This window comes from Rhodococcus sp. NPDC058532 (assembly GCF_042719255.1).
Lineage (GTDB): Bacteria > Actinomycetota > Actinomycetes > Mycobacteriales > Mycobacteriaceae > Rhodococcus_G.
This window is the reverse complement of the sequence record NZ_JBHXNU010000001.1, coordinates 169,966-190,735: the sequence shown is the minus strand read 5'-3', so window position 1 is coordinate 190,735 and position 20,770 is coordinate 169,966. Positions and strand designations below refer to the sequence as shown.

The following is a 20,770-nucleotide window of genomic DNA, read 5'->3' as shown; positions in this document are numbered from 1 at the left end:
GATGCTCGATCAGGACCGCGTCCGTACCGACACCCCTGGCTGTCTGGATCGGGTGTTCCTCGACAGTGCGGGGTCGTCGCTGCCCCCGACCCCGGTGCTCGAGGAAACGGTCGCGCACCTGCGGCGCGAGGCGGAGATCGGAGGTTACCTGGCCGCCGCCGAACGCGCCGACGACCTCGCCGAGGTCAAGCTCGCGCTGGCCCGGCTGCTCGGGGCGCAGCCGTCCGACCTCGCGCTGGTCGAGAGCGCAACCCGGGCCTGGTCCGACTTCTTCTACGCGGTCCCGCTGACGGCGGGCGACCGGATCCTGATCACCGAGGTCGAGTACGCGAGCAACGCGATCGCCGCGTTGCAGCGGGCCCGCGCGTCGGGGGCAAGCGTCGAGGTGGTGCCGTCCACCCCGGCAGGCGACGTCGACCTGGACGCGCTGCATCGGATGCTGGACGAGCGGGTGCGGATCGTCTCCCTGGTGCACGCCCCGACCAACGGCGGACTGCTCAATCCCGTCAGGGAGGTCGTCGATCTCGCGCACGCGGTCGGCGCCCTGGTGCTGCTCGACGCCTGCCAGTCCGTCGGCCAGATCCCGGTCGACGTCGGCGTCCTCGGGGTCGACGCGTTGTCCGCCACCGGGAGGAAGTGGTTGCGGGGCCCGCGGGGCACCGGGTTCCTGTACCTGCGACCCGAACTGGCCCGGACGATGGAGCCTGCCGCGCTCGACCTGCACGGCGCGCAGTGGGCGGAGGCGTCCGGCTACCGGCTCGCCCCGGACGCGTCCCGGTTCGAATTCTGGGAGTGCTCGGTCGCCGGGCGTCTCGGGCTCGGCGCGGCGGTGCGGTACCTGCTCGCCCTCGGCGTCGACGAGGTCGCGGCCGCGGTGTCGGCGCGGGCCGAGTTCGCCCGCACCGAGCTCGCCTCGCTCCCCGGGGTGACCGTCCGCGACCTCGGCGGCCATCGCAGCGGCATCGTCTCGTTCACCGTCGACGGCGTCGATCCGGCCACCGCACGGGAGATGCTGGCGGAGAAGAACATCACGGTGACCGTCAGCGGTCGGGGCTCGACCTACGTGGACATGACCCGACGTGGACTCGACGGTGTCCTGCGCGCGTCGCCGCACTACTTCAACACCTTCGAGGACCTCGAACGCCTGGTCGCGGCCGTCGCGGGGCTGTAGCCACCCGCGACGGCCGCGCCCCGCCTCAGCTGAGGTGATGCACCTCCGCCAGCCCGTACACGGGGGTGGGGATGCCCTCGTACCGGGCCTTGAGTTGCAGCGCCAGGTACAGCGAGTAGTGCCGCGACTGGTGCAGGTTGCCGCCGTGGAACCACAGCGCCTCCTGCCGGGTCGGCTTCCACATGTTGCGCTGCTCGCCCTCCCACGGACCCGGATCCTTCGTGGTGTCCGACCCGAGACCCCAGCACTTGCCGACCCGGTCGGCGACCTCCTGCCCCATCAGGTCCGCGGCCCAGCCGTTCATCGAGCCGTAGCCGGTCGCGTAGACCACCACGTCGGCCTCGAGTTCGGTGCCGTCCTCAAGGATCACCGACGTCTCGGTGAGCTCCCGGACGTTGCCGTGTGCCAGCGCGATGTCGCCGTTCGCAACGAGTTCGGCGGCGCCGACGTCGATGTAGTAGCCGGACCCGCGCCGCAGGTACTTCATGAACAGCCCGGAACCGTCGTCGCCGAAGTCATGGTCGAAGCCGACCGCCTCGAGCCGATCGTAGAAGTCCCTGTCCCGCTCGCGGATCGCCTGGTAGATCGGAATCTGAAACTCGTGCATGATCCGGTACGGGAGCGACGCGAACGTCAGATCCGCCTTGTGCGTGGTCATTCCGGCGGCGAGGGCTCGTTCCGAGTACAGGTCACCGAGGCCGAGGTCCATCAGCGAATCCGACTTGACGATGTGCGTCGAGGACCGCTGCACCATCGTCACCTCCGCGCCGTGCTCCCACAGCGCCCCGCAGATGTCGTGGGCGGAGTTGTTTGCACCGATCACGACGGCCTTCTTGCCCGCGTAGGCGTCCGGACCGGGATGCGCGCTGGAGTGGTGCTGGTCGCCCCGGAACTTGTCCATCCCGGGGAAGGTCGGCACGTTCGCCTTGCCCGACATCCCGGTCGCGAGCACCAACTGCTTGGGCCGCAACGTGATCGGTTCACCGTCGCGTTCCACCTCGACCGTCCAGGTGCCCGTCTTCTCGTCGTAGGACGCGGACGTGCACGTGGTCTTCGACCAGTACGGCACCTCCATCACCTTCGTGTACATCTCCAGCCAGTCACCGATCTTGTCCTTCGGCGCGAACACCGGCCAGTTGTCGGGGAACGGCAGGTACGGGAGGTGGTCGTACCAGACCGGGTCGTGCAGGCACAGCGACTTGTAGCGGCCCCGCCACTGGTCGCCGGGCCGGTCGTGCTTGTCGAGCACCAGCGTCGGAACCCCGAGCTGACGCATCCGCGCCCCCAACGCGATGCCGCCCTGCCCGCCGCCGACGATCACCACGTACGGCTGCGCCGTGTATCCGAGCTCGCGGTCCTCGATCTCCCGCTGCTCCGCCCAGGTGACCCGGTCCCGGTCGGCGCCGTGCGCTGCCCCCTTCGGCCTGCGCGCGCCCTGACCCTCCTCGTGCCCCTTCAGCTCCTGCAGGGTGGTCAGCAGCGTCCACGCGAGATCGTCGCGCAGGCGCAGGTGTCCCTCCCCGCGGCCGGTGGCGGTCTCAAATGCGATCCAGGCGGTGACCACCCCGTCCGCCTCGGTCGGCTCCTCGAGGACGCGGAAGCCGGACGGATCGGTGTCGTCGAGCCGGTCCCGCAGCATCGCCGCGACGCCCTCGCGCCCCTCGACCGTCTTGAGGTTCCAGGTGAACGAGACGAGGTCGCGCCAGAAGCTGTCGGTGGCGAACAGGCCTGCCGCGGCCGCCACGTTCCTGGCCGCGAGCGCGGTCTCGAACGCTGCCAGCCAGGCGTCGACGCGCTCCCGCGGGGTGCCGGTGCCGGGTGTGGTGACCGGATCGAGTGTCTGGGTCATGACGCCATCCTTCCGTTGGTGCTGTGATGCAGAGCACACTCTCGAACGCGGCGGCGGACAAGCGTTGCAGCGCGTTGCAGCACCGGCGCGAGGCATGTGACACCCGACACAGGGCGGGCATATGCTCGCGGAACCACCAACGAAGGCGGAGGTCGTGGGGATGGTCGGCGCACGCGGATTCGGCGCGATCACGCCGGGGACGGACCTGTCCCGGCACGCGCGCGACCTGGTCCGCATGCACGACGCCGTGATCGGAGGCGGCCGCCCCGCACTGCGGCCGCGCGCGGTGGTGCAGCGGTCGTGGCGTCGGGTCCTCGAATCCGGGCTCGCACCGGACGGCGGCAACACCCGCACGCTGCTCCCCCTCGACGAGATCGAAAACCGCAGGCGCCGGTCCGCGCTGGCCGAGGTGATCGCCGACCTCAACCGGGTGATCGCCGCGGTCGCCGAGGCGTCGCACATGCTGATGGTGGTGGCCGACGCCGACGGCATCATTTTGTGGCGGTCCGGCTCGGCCAGGGTCCGCGGTCGGGCCGACGCGCTCGGCTTCCTGGAGGGCGCCGAATGGACGGAACGAACGGTCGGCACCAATGCGATCGGCACCGCCCTCACGGAAGGCGCACCGGTGCAACTGTTCTCCGGTGAGCACTTCGAGCAGACGCAGCACCCCTGGTACTGCACCGCCGCCCCGATTCACGACCCTCGCACCGGCGACCTGCTCGGCGTCGTCGACGTCAGCGGCCCGGCCCTGACCCTGCACCCGGCGGTCACCGCGCTCGTCGAGACCGCGGTGCGGCTCGCGGAGGCGCAGCTGTGGCGGCATCACGAGGCGCGGCTCGACCGGCTGCGCGCCGTTGCGGCGCCCGCGCTGGCGTCGACGTCGGGGCCGGTGCTGCTGGTCGACGATAACGGCTGGGTCGCGCACTGCGCCGGGGTCGCGGCGACCAAGCGGATCCCGGCTCCCAGCGCGGACCGCACCCTGACCGTCCCCGGGCTCGGCGTCTGCACGCCCGAACGCGTCGGCGACGGCTGGCTGGTGCGGCAGGCCGGCCCGGACACCCGCATCACGATGGAACTGGACCTGTCCGGCCCGCCGGTCGTCGTCGTGACCGGCGACGACGCCACCTGGCGGGCCCCGCTGTCGGGCAGGCACGCGGAGATCCTGCTGCTCCTGCACCACAGCGGCCGCGACGGCCTGTCCGTTGCCGACCTCAGCACCGGCCTCTACGGGGACCCCGACCACGCCGTTGCGGTGCGCGCCGAGATCTCCCGGCTGCGCCGCGTCCTCGGCTCCGTCGTCGACGGTCGGCCCTACCGTCTCGCGGGGTCGGTGCAGTTCACGGTCGCCCTCGGCGACGTCGATCGCCTCGCCGACAGCACCTTCCTCCGACGGTCCACCAGCCCCGGGGTGCGGGCACTTGCCCGGCAGTGGCGGCCGCCCCGCCCCGTCGGGTAAGCTGTCTCGCGTTGTCTCGGCGAGGGTGAACCCGCTTACGCAGGCTCACCGTGATCGACGCGGCCATGGCTGATTCCCAACGAGCACCTGCTCCGGGGCCGTGCGCGTCCGTCGCCCCCCGTTCGAGATGACATCCGACTTGCAAACACTGATGTGATCCGTAGGAGCCGATTCCCATGTCGACAGATGTCAACAACCTCAAGGCCGCCGTCCGCACCGAGTTCGGCAAGGGTGCCGCCCGTCGCGCCCGCCGCGACGGCAACGTGCCCGCCGTGCTGTACGGCCACGGCACCGACCCGCAGCACCTGAGCGTGAACGCCCGCGAGTTCGCCGCGATCCTGCGCGCGCACGGCACCAACGCGGTCGTCACCCTGGACATCGAGGGCACCGAGCAGCTCGCGCTGACCAAGTCGGTCGTCGTCCACCCGATCCGCCGCCACATCGAGCACGCCGATCTGCTGGTCGTGAAGAAGGGCGAGAAGGTCACCGTCGAGGTGCCCGTCGTCCTCACCGGTGAGGCCGCCTCCGGCACCCTGGTCACCCAGGACGTCACCACCATCAAGCTCGAGGTCGAGGCCCTGCACATCCCCGAGCAGGTCGAGATCTCCATCGAGGGCGCCGAGGCAGGCACCCAGGTCCTGGCTGGCGGCGTCGAGCTGCCCACCGGCGCCACCCTCGCCGACGACGCCGAGCTGCTGCTCGTGAACATCGTCGAGGCCCCGTCCGCCGAGTCCCTCGAGGGCGCGGGCGAAGAGGCCGCCGCCGAGGCAGCCGAGGGCGAAGCCGCAGAGGCCTGATCCACCCGCTCGGACCACATCAGTTGACGTCGACGACGCGTCGCCCGCACCGGGCGGCGCGTCGTCGCGCATTCGAAGGACAGGACCGTCAGCGTTGAGCGACTCGACCGACACCGCCCTCGTCGTCGGGCTGGGTAACCCCGGACCCCAGTACGAGAAGACCCGGCACAACATCGGATTCATGGTCGTCGACACCCTCGCCGCCAGGGAACGGTCCCGGTTCAGCGCGCACAAGAAGTCCGGATCCGACGCCGTCACCGTCCGGCTCGCCGGCCGTCAGGTGATTCTCGCGAAGCCGCGCTCCTACATGAACCTGTCCGGGAAGCCGGTCGCCGCACTCGCCCGGTTCTTCTCCGTCGCACCGGCGAATCTCGTCGTGGTGCACGACGAACTCGACCTCGACTACGGCACGCTGCGGCTCAAGCTCGGCGGCGGCGAGGGCGGCCACAACGGGCTGCGCTCGATCTCGCAGGCCCTCGGCACCAAGGACTACCTGCGCACCCGGGTCGGCATCGGCCGACCGCCGGGCCGGATGGACCCCGCCGACTACGTGCTCAAGCCGTTCTCCTCGGTCGAGCGGAAGGAACTGGACCTGGTCCGCGAGGAGGCGGCCGACGCGGTGGAGTTGCTGCTTCGCGTCGGCCTCGAAACGGCACAGAACCAGCTGCACTAGGCGCCCCGCGCCCGTGAGTCCTTCTGGCCCCCCGGTGGGCCGAAAGTACTCACGGAGGTGGGGCGGCAGATGGGTGATTCGCCCGACGCGCGCAGCGGCCCCCACTTCCTAGCGTGGAGTGTCCACCGACACGGGAGGACACCATGACCGCGCAGCACATCGAGACGCTCATCGTCGGGGCCGGACAGGCTGGCCTGGCCACCGGCTACCACCTGCAGCGGCGGGGCCGGGACTGCCTGATCGTGGATCGGCAGGACCGGATCGGCGACAACTGGCGCCGGCACTACGACTCACTTCGGCTCTACACGCCCGCGAAGTACGACGGCCTGCCCGGGCTGCCGTTCCCCGCGGAGGATCGCTGGCACTACCCGGGCAAGGACGAGGTCGCCGACTACCTCGAACGCTACGCCCTGCACTGGGACCTTCCGGTGCGGCTGAGCACCGCCGTGAACCGGCTCACCTCCCGACCCGGCGGCGGGTTCGCCGCCTCGCTCGACGGCGACACCATCACCTGCGACAACATCGTCGTCGCGACCGGCACCTTCGGCCGCACCGCCCACGTCCCCGACGTGGCCGCCGAGCTGTCCCCGGACATCCGGCAACTGCACTCGAGCGACTACCGGCGCCCCGGCCAACTGCTCCCCGGCCCGGCGCTGGTGGTCGGCGCGTCGCATTCCGGCACCGACATCGCCTACGAACTGGCCGGCACGCGTGCGACTACCCTGGCTGGACGGGACTGCGGTCAGATCCCGTTGCCGTGGGATTCGCGCCGGATCCGGCTCGCGCTCCCGGTCCTGGTGTTCGCGTGGCGGCACCTGCTCACCCGGCGGACCCCGCTCGGCCGCAAGGAGATGACCGCGATCCGCTTACACGGCGGACCGATGCTCCGGGTCAAGCGCGCGGACCTGGCCCGCGTCGGCGTGCGCCGGACCACCGCCCGGGTGTCCGGGTCCGTCGACGGCCGGCCCGCACTCGAGGACGGAAGCGTCCTCGACGTCCGGAACATCGTGTGGTGCACCGGGTTCCGTCAGGTGTTCGACTGGATCGAGCCGCCGGTGATCGGCGACGACGGCTGGCCGCGCGAGTATCGGGGCGAGGCGGCGGACGTACCGGGGCTGTACTTCTGCGGGCTCAGCTTCCAGTACGCGTTCAGTTCCATGGTGTTTCCCGGCGTCGGACGGGACGCCGACTACGTCGCGCGCAGGATCGCCGACCGCACCGGCATCCGCCGGCCTGTTCAGCAGGCTGCCTGATCGCCGTATCCTCGACACGTGGGCGTGGTCGAACGCCTGGTGCGGGCGCGGGAATCCTACGAACGCCGAGAATGGGTCGCGGCGTACGAAGCGCTGAGCGATGCCGCTGTCGCCACCGCCCTCGACGGAGACGACTTCGCCCGGCTGGCAGCGGCAGCGCACCTGACGGGCCGGAAGAACGACTGCGTCGCCGCCTGGCAGCGCGCCTGCCAACTGCGTCTCGAGTCCGGCGACCGGACCGGGGCCGCTGGCTGCGCGGTCCAGCTCGCAATGCTGCTGCTGACCACCGGGGAGGTGGCGGTCGGCAACGGCTGGGTCGAGCGGGCGCAGCGACTGCTGGCCGAGGTGCCCGGCGACGTCGTGGAGCGCGGATACCTGCAGATCGCGCTGATGTACCGCAGCCTGTCCGCCAGCGACTTCGCCAACGCGGCCGCCCGCGCCGACGACATCGTCGCGCACGGCCGACGGTTCGAGGACCCCGACCTGATCGCGATGGGCCTGTCCGCGCGCGGTCGCCTAGCCCTGTACGCGGGGGCGGTGCCCGAGGGCGTCGCCCTGCTCGACGAGGCGATGGTCGCGATCTCCGGCGGCGAGGTGTCGACCGTCTTCGCCGGTTACGTCTACTGCACGGTCATCGAGGGCTGCCAGGAGATCGCCGACATCGGCCGGATGTCCGAATGGACGATGGCGCTGACCACCTGGTGCGAACGTCAGCCCGGCCTGATCGCTTTCGCCGGGCAGTGCGCGGTGCACCGCGGGCAGATCATGCGCTGGCGCGGCGCCTTCGATGCTGCCCTCGAGGAGTTCGACGTGGCCGTGCGCCGCTACCTGGCGGCCGACACCCCGGTCGCCGCCGGACTGGCGACCGCCGAACGCGCGGACGTGCTGCGGTTGCGTGGCGACTACGACGCGGCCGCCGCCGCGTACGCGCAGGCAGTCGAGTACGGGCACGAGCCGCAGCCCGGCATGGCGCTGCTGTGGCTCGCCCGCGGCCGCACCGCCGCGGCCCTCGGCGCGGCCCGGCGGCTGCTCGCCGAACGCGCCGACCCCGTGCACCGCTGCTCGGTGCTGCCCGCCGCGGTCGAGATCCTGCTCGCCGCCGGCGAGATCGACGAGGCGTCGGTATGCGCCGCGGAGCTGTCCGCGACGGCCGAACGCTTCGGGGTCGACGCGGTGCGCGCGGCCGCGAACGCGGCGGCGGGGCGGGTCGCCGCAGCCCGATCGGAGCCGGCCACCGCGATTGCCCATCTCCGCCGGGCGGCGCGCGGCTGGCACGACCTCGGGTCCCGGTACGAGGCGGCACGCTGCCGGGTCCGGATCGGCTGCGCGCTGCGCGACCTCGGCGACGAGACCTCCGCGATCACCGAATTCGAATCCGCCAGAAGGTGTTTCCACACCATCGGCGCCGCCCCCGCCGAGCACGAGGTGGACATGCTGCTGCGACCGGCCACACCCGGCGGGCTCACCGCTCGCGAACTGGAGGTGCTGCGGCTCGTCGCCGCCGGCCGAACCAACCCGGCGATCGCCGCCGAGCTGGTGCTCAGCGAGAAGACGGTGGCACGGCACCTGTCGAACATCTTCGGCAAGCTGAACGTCACCTCCCGGACCGCTGCGGCGGCGTTCGCGTTCGCGCATCACCTGACCTGATCGGTCATCCACGCAGCAGGGCGGCCGAATGGGAGCGGCGCAGCTTGCCGGAGGACGTCTTCGGGATGCTGCCCGGCCCGAGCACCGCGACCGTGCGGGGCCGCACCCCGATCTCGGTGACGACGGCGTGCACCACCTCGTGCTCGATGCGTCGCACCTCCGCCGGGTCGTCGATCGCGTTGGTCTCGACGGCGACGGCGAACGACTCACGCCGGTTCCCTGCGTCGAGCCGCACCGCGACCGCGTTGCCGGGGCGCACGCCGCGGACCGTCAGCGCGGCCCGTTCGATGTCGGTGGGATAGACGTTGCGGCCGCCCATGATGATGACGTCCTTGACCCGGCCGCACACCACGACGAGACCGTCCTCGGTGAAGTACCCGACGTCACCGGTGCTGAGCCAGCCGTCCGCGTCCTGCGCGGGACGCGGGCCGTCGACGGTGAGGTAGCCGGGTGTGACGGACCGGCCGCGGACCTCGATCACCCCGACGTTCCGTGCGGGCAGGTCCCTGCGCTCCTCGTCCACGACGCGCCCCTCGAGGTCGGACACCACCTTGCCGAGGGTGACCATTCTGCGTGCGTTGTGCCGCGTCGATGGGACGGCGCTGCGCATCGCGTCAAGCAGGTCGGGATCGACGAGGTCGAGGACCATCCCCCGCCCCGGCGACGGCAACGACACCGCGAGCGTCACCTCCGCCATCCCGTAGGTCGGGGCCAGCGCCGCCGGGTCCAGACCGAACCGCTCGCCCGCCGCGGCGAGGGCAAGCATGGTGTCCGCGTCCACCGGTTCGGCCCCGTTGAGCAGGCAGCGCATTGACGACAGGTCGTACGCCCCGTCGGGCGCCTGCTCCAGCCGCCGCGCGAGCAATGAATACGCGAAATTCGGTGCTGCGCTCACCGTTCCGCGGTATCGACCGATCAGGTCCGCCCACAGCAGCGGGGCGTGCAGGAAGTCGAGCGGGGTGACGACGACAACCTCGGCGCCCATCTGCATCGGCAGGGTGAGGAAGCCGACCATGCCCATGTCGTGGAAGAGGGGCAGCCAGCTGATCATCACATCGTTCTCGACGTCGACCTTGAGCCGGTTCACCATGGCGCACGCGTTCGCGTAGAAGTTCGCGTGCGTGATCCGCACCGCCTTCGGCGATCCGGTGGATCCGGATGTCAACTGCTGCAACGCCACATCGGATTCGTGCGCGTCGAGTGCGTCGACCGGATGTCCGGCGAGCAGCCGGTCGACGGGGAGGACGGTGATTCCGCGGGCCGCGAGGACGGGCGCGGCCGCGTCGAACGGGGCACCGAGCACCACCGCGTGCGCACCGATCATCGTCACCACGAGCTCGGTGTCCCGTGCCCACACCTCGAGGTCGGTGCGGGGGGTCGGCTGGTGCAGCATCGTGACCGCCGCGCGGCGCATCCAGATCGCCTGGCATACCGGGGCGATGTCGGCGGGCAGCCCGGCAAGGACGGCGACCGCGTCGCCCGGTCCGACGCCCGCCGCGCCGAGGCCGCCCGCCACCCGTCGAGCGCGGAGGTGGATCCGACCCCAGGTCTGCCGCACCGGGGCATCGGGTTCACCGGTGACCAGCCCTCGACTGCTGGTCACGGAGGTTTCGTACATCTCGTCGGTGAATCTGCTCATCGCGCACTCCCCACCGGGTCCCCACACGCACAACCCTCGATCGCCGCTGTTGTGTTATACGTCACACGGGCCGTGGTGTTACACCCAAAGCATGCGCCCGGGTTCGGTGATGCGTGTCGGAACGGACGATCCCGCTGCGGGTAACCTGGAGAACCGGCGTATCGCCACTGCCCGCACGCCCGACGAGCAGACCCCAGTCCGTAGTGAGGAAGATTTCGGTGACCGAGCCCGCGTCGACGACCGCCGCCCCCGACAAGTCCGTCAAGGCGCTCGCCGCGGAGGCCGGGCGCAGGCGCACCTTCGCGGTCATCTCCCACCCCGACGCGGGCAAGTCGACGCTCACCGAGGCGCTCGCCCTACACGCGAAGATGATCGCCGAGGCGGGTGCCGTGCACGGCAAGGCGGGCCGCAAGTCGACGGTGTCCGACTGGATGGAAATGGAGAAGGCGCGCGGCATCTCCGTCAGCTCCACCGCGCTGCAGTTCAACTACAAGTCCCCCGAGACCGACCCGGACGAGGAACCGAACGTCGTCAACCTGGTCGACACCCCCGGCCACTCCGACTTCTCCGAGGACACCTACCGGGTGCTCACCGCCGTCGACGCCGCGGTCATGCTGATCGACGCCGCGAAGGGTCTCGAGCCGCAGACCCTCAAGCTGTTCCAGGTGTGCCGGCACCGCGGCATCCCGGTCGTCACCGTGATCAACAAGTGGGACCGGCCCGGCCAGTCTCCGCTGGAACTGCTCGACGAGATCCAGGACCGGATCGGACTGACCCCGACTCCGCTGTACTGGCCGGTGGGCATCGCGGGCGACTTCCGCGGCCTGCTGCGCCGCGGGGCGGACGGCGCCCCCCGCGAGTATGTTCGCTTCACCCGCACCGCTGGCGGCGCGAAGATCGCGCCCGAGGAGATCCTCGATGCCGACCTCGCCGCCGACCGGGACGGCGAGGCGTGGGCGACCGCGGTCGAGGAGAGCGAGCTGCTGTCCGCGTCCGGGCAGGACCACGACCAGGAGATGTTCCTCGCCGGCCAGACCTCGCCGGTGATCTTCGCGTCCGCGATGCTGAACTTCGGCGTCCGGCAGATCCTCGACACCCTCGTCGCGCTTGCCCCGTCGCCGGGGGCCCGCGACGACATCGCCGGGGCCCCGCGCGAGGTGACCGACCCGTTCAGCGCTGTCGTGTTCAAGGTGCAGGCGGGCATGGATACCGCCCACCGGGACCGGCTCGCGTTCATGCGCGTCGTGTCCGGGGTCTTCGAACGCGGCATGGTCGTCACGCACGCGCAGACCGGCAAGCCGTTCGCCACCAAGTACGCGCAGACCGTGTTCGGTCGGGAACGGTCCACCGTCGACAGCGCCTACCCCGGCGACGTCGTCGGCCTCGTCAACGCGACCGCGCTCGCCCCCGGCAACACCCTGTTTACCGAGACCAAGGTGGAGTTCCCGCCGATCCCGTCGTTCGCCCCGGAGCACTTCTCGACGCTGCGGGCGGAGAGCGCGAGCAAGTACAAGCAGTTCCGGCGGGCCGTGGAACAACTCGACTCCGAGGGTGTGGTGCAGATCCTGCGCAACGACATCCGCGGCGACGCGTCGCCGGTGATGGCGGCCGTCGGGCCGATGCAGTTCGAGGTCGTCGCGGCCCGGATGAAGGCCGAGTTCAACGTCGAGGCGCGGATGGAGGGGTTGCCCTACCAGCTGGCGCGGCGCACCGACGCCGAGTCCGCCGTCGAACTCGGCCGGCAGCGGGGCGTCGAGGTGTTCACCCGTTCCGACGGCGTCATGCTCGCCCTGGTCAGCGACAAGTGGCGGCTGCAGTACATCCAGAAGGAGCACCCCGACCTGACCCTCGAGCCGCTCGTCGCCACCGCCGACTAGTGAACCCGCTCGTCGCGCTGTTCGACGCCCAACTGCACCTCGGCGGCGCGACCATCCTGTGGCGCGAGATCATCGGCAACGGGTTCGGCATCGCGTCCGCGATCGGCGGCATGAAGCGGGTGCTGTGGGCGTGGCCGATCGGCATCGCGGGCAACGCGCTGCTGTTCACGGTGTTCATGGGTGCGCTCTTCCACACCCCGCAGGAGCTGAACCTGTACGGGCAGGCCGGACGGCAGCTGATGTTCATCTCGGTCAGCGTCTACGGCTGGGCGCGATGGCTGCGGTCCCGGCACGAGTCCGGGCAGGCGGTGCTGCCGCACTGGGCGCCGCGCCGCGACCGGGTGCTGCTGGTCGCGGCGATGGTGCTCGGCACGGCGGTGTGTGCGCAGATCTTCGAGCGGATCGGCTCGTACGGGCCGTGGCCGGAGGCCTGGATCTTCACCGGGTCGCTGCTCGCCACCTACGGGATGGCCCGCGGCTGGACCGAGTTCTGGCTGATCTGGATCGCGGTCGACGCCGTTGGTGTTCCGCAGTTGTTCCTGGCCGGCTACTACCCGTCGGCGGTGCTGTACCTCGTCTACGGCGCGTTCGTGGTGTGGGGATTCGCGGTGTGGCTGAGGATTCAGCGGCGCCACCCCGACCGGTGTGGGCCCCAGCCATGACGGTGGGGCCCACACCCGCGGCTGCGGTCAGTTGCTCCCGCTGCTGCCGTCGCTACCGGAACTGAAGCCCGACAGGGTCTCGAAATCCCAGGTCGTGCATCCGAACCGGATCTTGTCCACGAACTGCGTGCTTGCCGCCGCCCCGGAGCCCACCTGGACCCCGTAGTTGGTGATCTGGGCCTCGGGGTTGGCATCCTTGATGGTCTGGAGCGAGACCGGGGTACGTCCACTCGTCCCCGCAATATCGCGGGTGCTCCACCACTGACCGTCCTCGAGGTTCGAGTAGCTCTTCCACTGCCCGGCCGCGGGATTGCCACCGTTGTAGCGCGGCTCCCAGACGAGCGAGGTGAATCCCACGTCGTGGCCGTCGCCGCCGGAGTCGGTGCGCTCGGCACCGATCACCCGCAGCTGGTAGGACGGCCCGACATTACCGTCGAGGAACATATCCATGCCCAGACCCTCGGCCTGCACAAGTGCAGTGTGGGTGGGGTGCAGGAAGGCGACCACGTCCGAGGGTCCGTCGACCCCGACGTCGAGCGAGCCCGCGCCGGTCCCGCCCGAAACACCCTCGGGGTTCTCGGCGAACTGCGGTGCCCTCGAGCTGTCGGGATGCCAACCCCACTGCAGGAAGGGATACACCGTGGTCGTTCCGCAGAACAGGCTGCCGGTCGAGTTTCCGGTCCAGCTGCTTCCCTCGGCGCTGCCCCCGAGACTGCCCATGTCCAGGGATTGCGCTGCCGCCGGGGGCGCCGCGGCGACGAGCCCTGCCGCCGCGAATGCGGCCGCGGCCCCACCGATCCAAGTGTTCCACTTCGCCATGCGTCCTCCAACGTCTTCGCTCGGGAAGGCACACGCCTCCGCGAGGCTTTCGTGGTTGCGGATTCGTGACTTGTAGGCGCCTACGGTGGTGAAACGTAACACGACCGATCGGCCTGCGCCGGGTACGCGGCACGCCGAGACCACTCCGTCACCCCGCGAATGTGCCACGACTGGAATGACTTTCGCCAGGCCAGGTGAATGTCGACAGTTCACCATCGGACACCGTCGAGACTCGATTCGGGTGGGCGGCGGCGTGTCCCGGCGGATCTACCGGCTCAGATCCCGGTGCGGCGCACCAGCGCGTCGGCGATGCTCGGCGACACCGAGCCGACGAGCCGGAGCAGTTCGGCGTAGCCCGGCATCACTTCGACCGGCCGGGTGCGGACGGCGTCGACCAGCCAGGAGGCCGCCTGGTCGGCGGTGAGCGCTGGCATCGCGTCGTAGTCCGCGGTCGGGGCGATCATCGGGGTCCGGATGAGCGGGAAGTGCACCGTCGTGACCGCGACCCCGCGGCCGGCGACCTCCGCGCCGAGGTCCCGACCGAAGGCGGCGATCGCGGCCTTCGACGCGTGGTAGGCCGCGAACTTCGGCATCACGCCACCGGGCACGCCCCACGTCGCGACGTTCACGACGTGCCCCCGCCCCCGGTCGAGCATCCCCGGCAGCAGGGCCAGCGTCAGCCGCACCGGACCGAAGTAGTTGAGCGCCATCGTGCGTTCGAAGTCGTGGACCCGGTCCACCGTCTCGGAGACGGGCCGCCGAATGGAGCGGCCCGCGTTGTTCACCAGCACGTCCAGCGGCCCGTGCTCGGCGTCGACCCGCGCCGCCAGGTCGGCGATCGCATCCGGGTCGGTGAGGTCGCACGGGATGCTGTGTGCGGCCCCGCCTGCGGCCCGAATCCGGTCCCGCACCACCGCCAGGTCGTCGGCGCCGCGCGCCACCAGGATCACCTCGGCCCCGCGGTCGGCGAAGGCCGTCGCCGCGGCCTCGCCGACACCGGAGGACCCGCCGGTGAGCAGGATCCGGGTTCCGCGGATCGGGTGGCCGCGGCCCGGCAGCACCGCGGAGGTGAGGGTGCGCAGCGACGGGAGCGGTTGCAGGGCAGCGCGGGTGACGATCTCGGAAATCATCCGTCGAGTGTGCATCGCCGCGCCGCGCCGGTCACGACGGCGATTCGGCTTCGGCCTGCGGGGTGATCGCCATTGCCCAGCGGTTCGAGGTCAACTGCAGGCTCGGCATGTCGGCAAGCGAGATCACCAGTTCGTAGGTTCGTTCATACCCGGTGTGCGCGATCCGCCACTCGCCGGACTCGTCGCGGGCATAGCGGTCGTGATAGAAGGCCGCACCGCGCAACAGCATTCCGTCCTCCGGGATGATCACCGTGTCCGCGAGCACCCACGTTCCGGCCGCGGAGTCGCCGGTGATGTCGATCTCCGGTTGCCCGCACAGATGCTCGGTCAGCACGTGTGGTCCGAGCGTGATCTCCATGAACGAGCACAACGCATCCCGGTCCTCGAACCGGAGGTGCTCACCGTAGGTGGCGGTGGCGTCGGGGAGCAGCGTCTCCCGAAACAGCTCCCAGTCCTTCGTGTCCAGCGCCCGCGTGTAGCGATGCTTGAGTTTCGTAATCTCCGCGAGTGCCTCGAGATCCATCACGCGCGCCTTTCACGACGGGACCATGAACGCCAGGACCGACCCGCCCGTCAGCCTAGTCGTCTTCCCGCCCGCCGGCGCACCGAACACGTCCGCCGTCATTCACCCGGTGGAGTCGTCAGTCGAGATCCGCGGCCAACTCCATCCAGCGTTCCTCCGCGGATTCCTTCTCCGCCACCACCGCGCGCAGCTCCGCGTCCAGCTTCTGCAGTTCTCCCGGATCGGTGGCGGCCGCCGCCAGCGAGGCGTGCAGCGTTGCCTCCCGATCGGACAGCTTCGCGACCTGCCGTTCGATCCGGCTCAACTCCTTGCGCGCGGCCCGGTCGGCCGCGCCGTCCCGCACCGAACTCGTGGTTGGCGCACTGACCGGCGCCGGACCCGGCGCGGCCGCCCGGTCAACGGCTGCCCTGCGGCGCAGGTATTCCTCGATGCCGCCGGGCAGGTTGGTCAGCCTGCCGTCGCCGAACAGCGCCCAGGTGGAGTCGCAGATCCGCTCGATCAGGTACCGGTCGTGGGAGATCACCACGAGGGTGCCCGCCCAGCCGTCGAGGATGTCCTCGAGCTGCTGCAGGGTGTCGATGTCGAGGTCGTTGGTCGGCTCGTCGAGCAGCAGCACGTTGGGTTCGCCCATCAGCACCCGGGTCAGCTGCAGGCGGCGACGCTCGCCACCGGACAGGTCCCCGACCGGGGTGCGCTGCCGTGCCGGGGTGAAACCGAGCCGCTCGGCCAGCTGACCGGCGGACATGTCCTTGTCCCCCAGCGTGATCCGCTCGGCAACGTCCTTCACGGCGTCGAGCACCCGCATGTCGGTGGGCAGGTCGTCGAGTTCCTGCCGCAGCCAGCCGATCGCGACGGTCTGGCCCTGGATGCGCCGACCCGCCGCCGGCTCCAGCTCACCGGCCAGGGTGCGCAGCAGCGTGGTCTTGCCGGACCCGTTGACCCCGACCAGACCGACCCGCTCACCCGGCGCGAGCCGCCAGGTCAGGTCGTGCACGAGTTCCCGGCCGTCCGGGGTCGTCAGCCGGGTGTCCTCAAGTTCGATGACGACGCGGCCGAGCCTGCGTTTGGCGAACGACGCCAGCGCGACCGTGTCCCGCGGCGGCGGCACATTCGCGATCAACGCCTCCGCCGCCTCGACCCGGTACCGGGGCTTGGACGTCCGTGCCTGCGGGCCGCGGCGCAGCCACGCAAGTTCCTTGCGGGCCAGGTTCTGCCTGCGCTCCTCGGCGGCGTCGGCCTGCCTGGCCCGTTCGGCGCGCGCGAAGATCCAGTCGTTGTAGCCGCCGTCGTAGCTCTCGACCTTGCCGCCGACGACCTCCCAGGTCCGGGTGGCGACGGTGTCGAGGAACCAGCGGTCGTGGGTGACGACGACCAGTGCGCTGCGCCGGGACAGCAGGTGCTCCGCCAGCCACTGCACACCCTCGACGTCGAGATGGTTGGTCGGCTCGTCGAGCACCAGCAGGTCCAGGTCCTGCACCAGCGCCGCGGCCAGCGCGACCCGACGCCGCTCCCCGCCCGACAACCCCTCCACGCCCCGGTCCAGTCCCACCGCGTCGATGCCGATGCCCGCGAGGATGGACCGGATCCGTGCGTCACCCGCCCACTCGTGCTCGGCCATCCCCAGCGGCGCCAGCACCACGTCGGCGACGGTCGCGCCCGCCGGGAGGACACCGCGCTGGGTCACGACCGCCATCCGCAGATCCCCGACCCGACTGACCCGGCCGGAGTCGGGTTCCTCGAGACCGGCGAGCACCTCGAGCATCGTGGTCTTGCCGCCGCCGTTGAGGCCGACGACACCGATTCGTTCGCCCTCCTCGACGCCGAGCGAGACCGAGTCGAGCAGGGGCTTGATGCCGAACGACTTCGACACCTGCTCCAGGTTGATCAGATTCGCCATCAGTGTTCCGTTTCCCGCTCGTCGTCGATGATGCGTGCGCCGGGCACCGGCCCGTGCGCGACCCGGACCGTGCGGCACACGCCTGCCCCCGCCAGTTCGGCACCGACCGCGACCGCGGAGTCCGCGTCGGCGCAGAGGAAGGCGCAGGTGGGGCCCGAGCCGGACACGATGCCCGCCAGCGCGCCCGCGGTGGTCCCCGCGCGCAACGTGCGTCGCAGCTCCGGCTTGAGGGACAGGGCGGCGGGCTGCAGGTCGTTCCCGAGCAGCGGGGCGAGCTGGCCCGGATCCCCCGCGGCGAGCGCCTGAATCAGGTCCTCGGCACCGCCGATCCGCGGCGGGGCGCCCACCGCGCGCAGCCGATCGAGTTCGGCGAACACCGCAGGCGTGCTCAACCCGCCCTTTGCCAGCGCGAGCACCCAGTGAAAACTGTTGCGCGACAGCACCGGAAGCAGCTCTTCGCCCCGGCCGGTCCCGAGCGCGGTCAACCCGTGCAGCGTGAACGGGACGTCGCTGCCGAGTTCCGCGCCGAGCACGAGCAACTCGTCGCGATCGAGGCCGAGCCGCCACAGTTCGTTCAGCCCGACCAGCGTCGCCGCCGCGTCGGCGCTTCCGCCGGCCATCCCGCCCGCAACCGGAATCCCCTTGACAATCGTGATCGCGACCTCCGGGGACCGCCCCGCCCGCCGGGCGAGCAGTTCGGCGGCCCGCCACACCAGGTTGCTGCGATCGGTCGGCACCGCCGCCGCGTCCTCGCCCCGCACCCGGACCGACAGGGTCTCGCTCTCGGTGAGCACGACGTCATCCCCGAGCGACAGCGCCTGGAACACCGAGGTCAGGTCGTGATAGCCGTCCTCGCGCAGGTCACCGACTCCCAGGTGGAGGTTCACCTTCGACGGCGCACGGACGGTCACCGGGCGCGGAACTACGGACAGCACGGGGACCCAGCCTAGTGGAGGCCACCCGGGCCCAGCACCGGACCGGGCACGGCCGCTGGACATCGGCCGCGCCGCGGGCGACCTGCCGGGATCACTGCCACACCGAAGTCACCTGTGCTGCCGCGAATCTCGTCGATCCGGCTCAGATCATGACACCGGCGAGGCCGACCCCCGCGACGGTTCCTCCCGCGATCAGCAGCGCCAGCGGCGCCGACCCGGTCATCACCGCGGCTGGCGTCGCGGCCACCGCCGCGGAGGTGAGCGCGATGACCGTGGACGATCGCATGCGGGTGTCACCGCGGCGGGGGCGGTGCCTGCCGTGTGCGCTGTGGTCCATGTCGGAACTCCTTCCTGCCGAGGTCGCGGACCCGCCGGAATGGACGCAGGTGGTCACAGGCCCACCACCCGTTCGAGTTCGGCGAGTTCGGTGTCGAGGTGGTCGAGCAGCGGAGCCAAGGCCGGAACGGTGCGCCTGCACCCGGTGAGGCCGAACGCGATCTCGCTGTCGGTGCTGGTGCAGGTGATGTTGAGGGCCTGCCCGTCCACCGGGATGGACAGCGGGTACAGCGCGGTCATCCGGGCGCCGTTCCAGTACAGCGGGGCGCGCGGACCCGGCACGTTGGAGATCATCACGTTCGCCGGGCGGATCGGACTGTGGCGGCCCAGCACGATCCCCAGCGCCAGCGGCGCGACCCCCAGCGCACTCATCGCCCGGATCTGGGTGGCGCTCCGGGACCGCATCGCGTCCTTGCCGTCGGCCATCGCCGCCCGGACGACACCGAGCCGCTCCTCGGGATCGGCGAGATGGGTGCCGAGATTGCAGGTGAGCATGCCGATCTCGTTGCCCTCGCCGCCCCGGTGCTGCTCGTTGCGCAGCGACACCGGCACCATCGCGTGCAGCGGTTCGGCGGGCAGCGCGTCGATGTCGGCGAGGAAGGTCCGCAGGGCACCCGCGCACATCGCCAGCACCACGTCGTTGATCGTCGCGTCCGCGCACTTGGCCACCAGCCGCAGCCGTTCCAGCGGCCACGACCGGGCCGCGAACCGCCGGGCACCGCCGATCGGCACGTTGAGCAGCGACGACGGCGCGGCAAGTGCCAGGGTTCCGCCGCGCCCGTGCACCGCCCGATCGACCGTGTCGACGAGCGCGGGCACCAACCCCATCGCCTCACCGATCGCCGCCCGGGCCGCCCGCGCCGCCGCGCCAGCGAGGTCGGCCGCGCCCTCCGCCGCCGCGGCCGGAACCAGCTCCAGCCTCGGCGCTGCCGGCTCCCATGGCGCGGGCATGTCCCTGGCGTCCTGATCCTCGCTGAGGGCCGACCGCAGCAAGCGCATCGCCGCGACACCGTCGGCAAGGGCGTGATGGATCTTCGTGTACACGGCGAACCGTCCGTCCGCGAGGCCCTCGATCAGGTGCATCTCCCACAGCGGCCGATCCCGGTCGAGCAGGCTCGCGTGCAGGCGCGACACCAGCGTCATCAGCTCGGCGACACCACCGGGCTGGGGTAGCGCATCGTGCCGGACGTGATGCGCCAGGTCGATCTGCTCCTCCGTCTCCCAGCCCCACTGCCCGAGGGTGGTCAGGGATCGACGCGGGCGAGACCGCAGCCGCGGCGAGACCCAGTCACGCTCCAGTGCGGCGTCGAGCATGTCCCGGACGTCGCGGGCACTGCCGCCTTCGGGCGGCTCGAACAGGACCAGTCCGCCGACGTGCATCGGATGCTCCCGGGATTCGCCGAGCAGGAACATCGAGTCGGTGGGGGCCATCGGCAGGAGCATGGTCAACCAATCAGGTCCGGTGTGGTGATGTACGTCACCTCGGGTCACAAACAAATGTGATAATGGTCACGGTTCGATCATGATGCTGTTTTTCTACAGCATCGAGCGCTAGGTCACCACCTGGGCGAACGTTCAGAATGCTCCGTGTCGTCGATCCGCGCACCGAACGCCCGCGTCGACGGAAGCCGCACGGGCGCCCGGCGCGGCGCTCACCTGCGGCGACACCAGGTGCGGCGCCGACCGCGCTACTCCGGGTCACAGAAAGCCCACGCGGTGGGATCGCGGCGCGTGGCGGATCGCTACTGACGAGTACGCGCAAAGCTACTCGAAAGTAGCCATTCGGGAACGCCGACCCCACCCGATCTGTATGCGAATACCGTTGCGGCAAAACGATGTTGAGTGACCCGTAACGACATGACAGCGCCACCGAAATAATGCATGCTGGCTTATCGGTAGCGCCGTTCACGCACCGGAGGAAGCACCGGAATCCCACCGGTCGACCGTCGACCGCGACGACCTCCGCCCGCTCGGTGTGCCGGTGATCCAGCGGCCGTCCGTCCCGTCACGGGCAGTCGAGCGTCCCGCGCTCAAGCCCCGAGGTTCGTCGCCATGTGGTTTGTCGCGGTCGCGGCCTGTCCGCATCGGGTGCCCGTGCACGCGCGT

17 protein-coding genes are annotated in these 20,770 nt (G+C 70.9%); 8 read left to right on the top strand and 9 right to left on the bottom strand.

Annotated features, from left to right (window positions below; genetic code table 11):
• Nucleotide 1 precedes the first annotated feature (1 nt).
• Nucleotides 2-1,171: an aminotransferase class V-fold PLP-dependent enzyme gene (locus tag ACFWQG_RS00850; RefSeq protein WP_378505677.1), complete on the top strand. Its 1,170-nt coding sequence runs from the start codon at nt 2-4 to the stop codon at nt 1,169-1,171.
• Nucleotides 1,172-1,196: 25 nt separating this feature from the next.
• Here ACFWQG_RS00850 and ACFWQG_RS00845 read toward each other — a convergent pair whose 3' ends face one another.
• A complete protein-coding gene (locus ACFWQG_RS00845) occupies nt 1,197-3,020 on the bottom strand; it encodes a flavin-containing monooxygenase (RefSeq protein WP_378505676.1) in 1,824 nt (607 codons plus the stop codon).
• Nucleotides 3,021-3,180: 160 nt separating this feature from the next.
• Here ACFWQG_RS00845 and ACFWQG_RS00840 point away from each other — a divergent pair, with 160 nt between their 5' ends.
• From ACFWQG_RS00840 to ACFWQG_RS00820, 5 genes are all read left to right on the top strand, one after another.
• The gene (locus ACFWQG_RS00840; RefSeq protein ID WP_378505675.1) at nt 3,181-4,476 is read left to right on the top strand and encodes a GAF domain-containing protein; all 1,296 of its coding nucleotides are present in this window, start codon (nt 3,181-3,183) and stop codon (nt 4,474-4,476) included.
• A gap of 176 nt (nt 4,477-4,652) precedes the next feature.
• A complete protein-coding gene (locus ACFWQG_RS00835; RefSeq protein WP_378505674.1) occupies nt 4,653-5,273 on the top strand; it encodes a 50S ribosomal protein L25/general stress protein Ctc in 621 nt (206 codons plus the stop codon).
• Between the two features lie 94 nt (nt 5,274-5,367).
• Nucleotides 5,368-5,946, top strand: coding sequence for an aminoacyl-tRNA hydrolase (gene pth, locus ACFWQG_RS00830; protein WP_378505673.1), 579 nt, complete (start codon nt 5,368-5,370; stop codon nt 5,944-5,946).
• A 143-nt stretch (nt 5,947-6,089) separates the two neighbouring features.
• Nucleotides 6,090-7,199, top strand: a complete 1,110-nt coding sequence (locus ACFWQG_RS00825; protein ID WP_378505672.1) for a flavin-containing monooxygenase — start codon at nt 6,090-6,092, stop codon at nt 7,197-7,199.
• 18 nt (nt 7,200-7,217) lie between these two features.
• Complete coding sequence (locus tag ACFWQG_RS00820) at nt 7,218-8,846, top strand: LuxR C-terminal-related transcriptional regulator (RefSeq protein ID WP_378505671.1); 1,629 nt, start codon at nt 7,218-7,220, stop codon at nt 8,844-8,846.
• Nucleotides 8,847-8,850: 4 nt separating this feature from the next.
• On the opposite strand, the gene ACFWQG_RS00815 is transcribed toward ACFWQG_RS00820, so the two are convergent.
• Complete coding sequence (locus tag ACFWQG_RS00815; RefSeq protein WP_378505670.1) at nt 8,851-10,485, bottom strand: fatty acyl-AMP ligase; 1,635 nt, start codon at nt 10,483-10,485, stop codon at nt 8,851-8,853.
• Between the two features lie 218 nt (nt 10,486-10,703).
• Between ACFWQG_RS00815 and ACFWQG_RS00810 the strand changes: the two genes are divergently transcribed.
• Together ACFWQG_RS00810 and pnuC are read left to right on the top strand one after the other, a co-directional pair.
• Nucleotides 10,704-12,362 carry a peptide chain release factor 3 gene (locus tag ACFWQG_RS00810; RefSeq protein WP_378505669.1) on the top strand — a complete coding sequence of 553 codons (1,659 nt, stop codon included), beginning with the start codon at nt 10,704-10,706 and terminating at the stop codon, nt 12,360-12,362.
• Nucleotides 12,362-13,024: a nicotinamide riboside transporter PnuC gene (gene pnuC / locus ACFWQG_RS00805; RefSeq protein ID WP_378505668.1), complete on the top strand. Its 663-nt coding sequence runs from the start codon at nt 12,362-12,364 to the stop codon at nt 13,022-13,024. Before ACFWQG_RS00810 ends, pnuC begins: the two co-directional genes overlap by 1 nt.
• 27 nt (nt 13,025-13,051) lie before the next feature.
• On the opposite strand, the gene ACFWQG_RS00800 is transcribed toward pnuC, so the two are convergent.
• The 7 genes from ACFWQG_RS00800 to ACFWQG_RS00770 form a co-directional block, all read right to left on the bottom strand.
• A complete protein-coding gene (locus tag ACFWQG_RS00800; protein ID WP_378505667.1) occupies nt 13,052-13,843 on the bottom strand; it encodes a hypothetical protein in 792 nt (263 codons plus the stop codon).
• A gap of 275 nt (nt 13,844-14,118) precedes the next feature.
• Entirely contained in the window at nt 14,119-14,973 is an 855-nt protein-coding gene (locus ACFWQG_RS00795; protein ID WP_378505666.1) for an SDR family oxidoreductase, read from the bottom strand.
• Nucleotides 14,974-15,004: 31 nt separating this feature from the next.
• Nucleotides 15,005-15,496 (bottom strand): nuclear transport factor 2 family protein, encoded by a 492-nt coding sequence (locus ACFWQG_RS00790; protein WP_378505665.1) that lies wholly within the window; start codon nt 15,494-15,496, stop codon nt 15,005-15,007.
• 118 nt (nt 15,497-15,614) lie between these two features.
• Nucleotides 15,615-17,393, bottom strand: a complete 1,779-nt coding sequence (locus ACFWQG_RS00785; RefSeq protein WP_378505664.1) for an ABC-F family ATP-binding cassette domain-containing protein — start codon at nt 17,391-17,393, stop codon at nt 15,615-15,617.
• A complete protein-coding gene (locus ACFWQG_RS00780; protein ID WP_378505663.1) occupies nt 17,393-18,328 on the bottom strand; it encodes a 4-(cytidine 5'-diphospho)-2-C-methyl-D-erythritol kinase in 936 nt (311 codons plus the stop codon). The genes ACFWQG_RS00785 and ACFWQG_RS00780 overlap by 1 nt, the downstream gene beginning before the upstream one ends.
• Before the next feature lie 142 nt (nt 18,329-18,470).
• Nucleotides 18,471-18,665, bottom strand: a complete 195-nt coding sequence (locus ACFWQG_RS00775) for a hypothetical protein (RefSeq protein ID WP_378505662.1) — start codon at nt 18,663-18,665, stop codon at nt 18,471-18,473.
• A gap of 53 nt (nt 18,666-18,718) precedes the next feature.
• On the bottom strand, nt 18,719-20,107 hold the full coding sequence (locus tag ACFWQG_RS00770; protein WP_378505661.1) for a wax ester/triacylglycerol synthase family O-acyltransferase: 1,389 nt from the start codon (nt 20,105-20,107) through the stop codon (nt 18,719-18,721).
• Nucleotides 20,108-20,770 lie beyond the last annotated feature (663 nt).

Excerpts from the sequence above, each read along its gene's own strand:
- ACFWQG_RS00800 (WP_378505667.1), bottom strand. The coding sequence starts at position 13,843 with ATGGCGAAGTGGAACACTTGGATCGGTGGGGCCGCGGCCGCATTCGCG.
- ACFWQG_RS00775 (WP_378505662.1), bottom strand. The coding sequence starts at position 18,665 with ATGGACCACAGCGCACACGGCAGGCACCGCCCCCGCCGCGGTGACACC.
- ACFWQG_RS00795 (WP_378505666.1), bottom strand. The coding sequence starts at position 14,973 with ATGATTTCCGAGATCGTCACCCGCGCTGCCCTGCAACCGCTCCCGTCG.
- ACFWQG_RS00840 (WP_378505675.1), top strand. The coding sequence starts at position 3,181 with ATGGTCGGCGCACGCGGATTCGGCGCGATCACGCCGGGGACGGACCTG.
- ACFWQG_RS00790 (WP_378505665.1), bottom strand. The coding sequence starts at position 15,496 with ATGGATCTCGAGGCACTCGCGGAGATTACGAAACTCAAGCATCGCTAC.
- ACFWQG_RS00835 (WP_378505674.1), top strand. The coding sequence starts at position 4,653 with ATGTCGACAGATGTCAACAACCTCAAGGCCGCCGTCCGCACCGAGTTC.
- ACFWQG_RS00770 (WP_378505661.1), bottom strand. The coding sequence starts at position 20,107 with ATGCTCCTGCCGATGGCCCCCACCGACTCGATGTTCCTGCTCGGCGAA.
- ACFWQG_RS00815 (WP_378505670.1), bottom strand. The coding sequence starts at position 10,485 with ATGAGCAGATTCACCGACGAGATGTACGAAACCTCCGTGACCAGCAGT.
- ACFWQG_RS00825 (WP_378505672.1), top strand. The coding sequence starts at position 6,090 with ATGACCGCGCAGCACATCGAGACGCTCATCGTCGGGGCCGGACAGGCT.
- ACFWQG_RS00850 (WP_378505677.1), top strand. The coding sequence starts at position 2 with ATGCTCGATCAGGACCGCGTCCGTACCGACACCCCTGGCTGTCTGGAT.
- ACFWQG_RS00845 (WP_378505676.1), bottom strand. The coding sequence starts at position 3,020 with ATGACCCAGACACTCGATCCGGTCACCACACCCGGCACCGGCACCCCG.
- ACFWQG_RS00785 (WP_378505664.1), bottom strand. The coding sequence starts at position 17,393 with ATGGCGAATCTGATCAACCTGGAGCAGGTGTCGAAGTCGTTCGGCATC.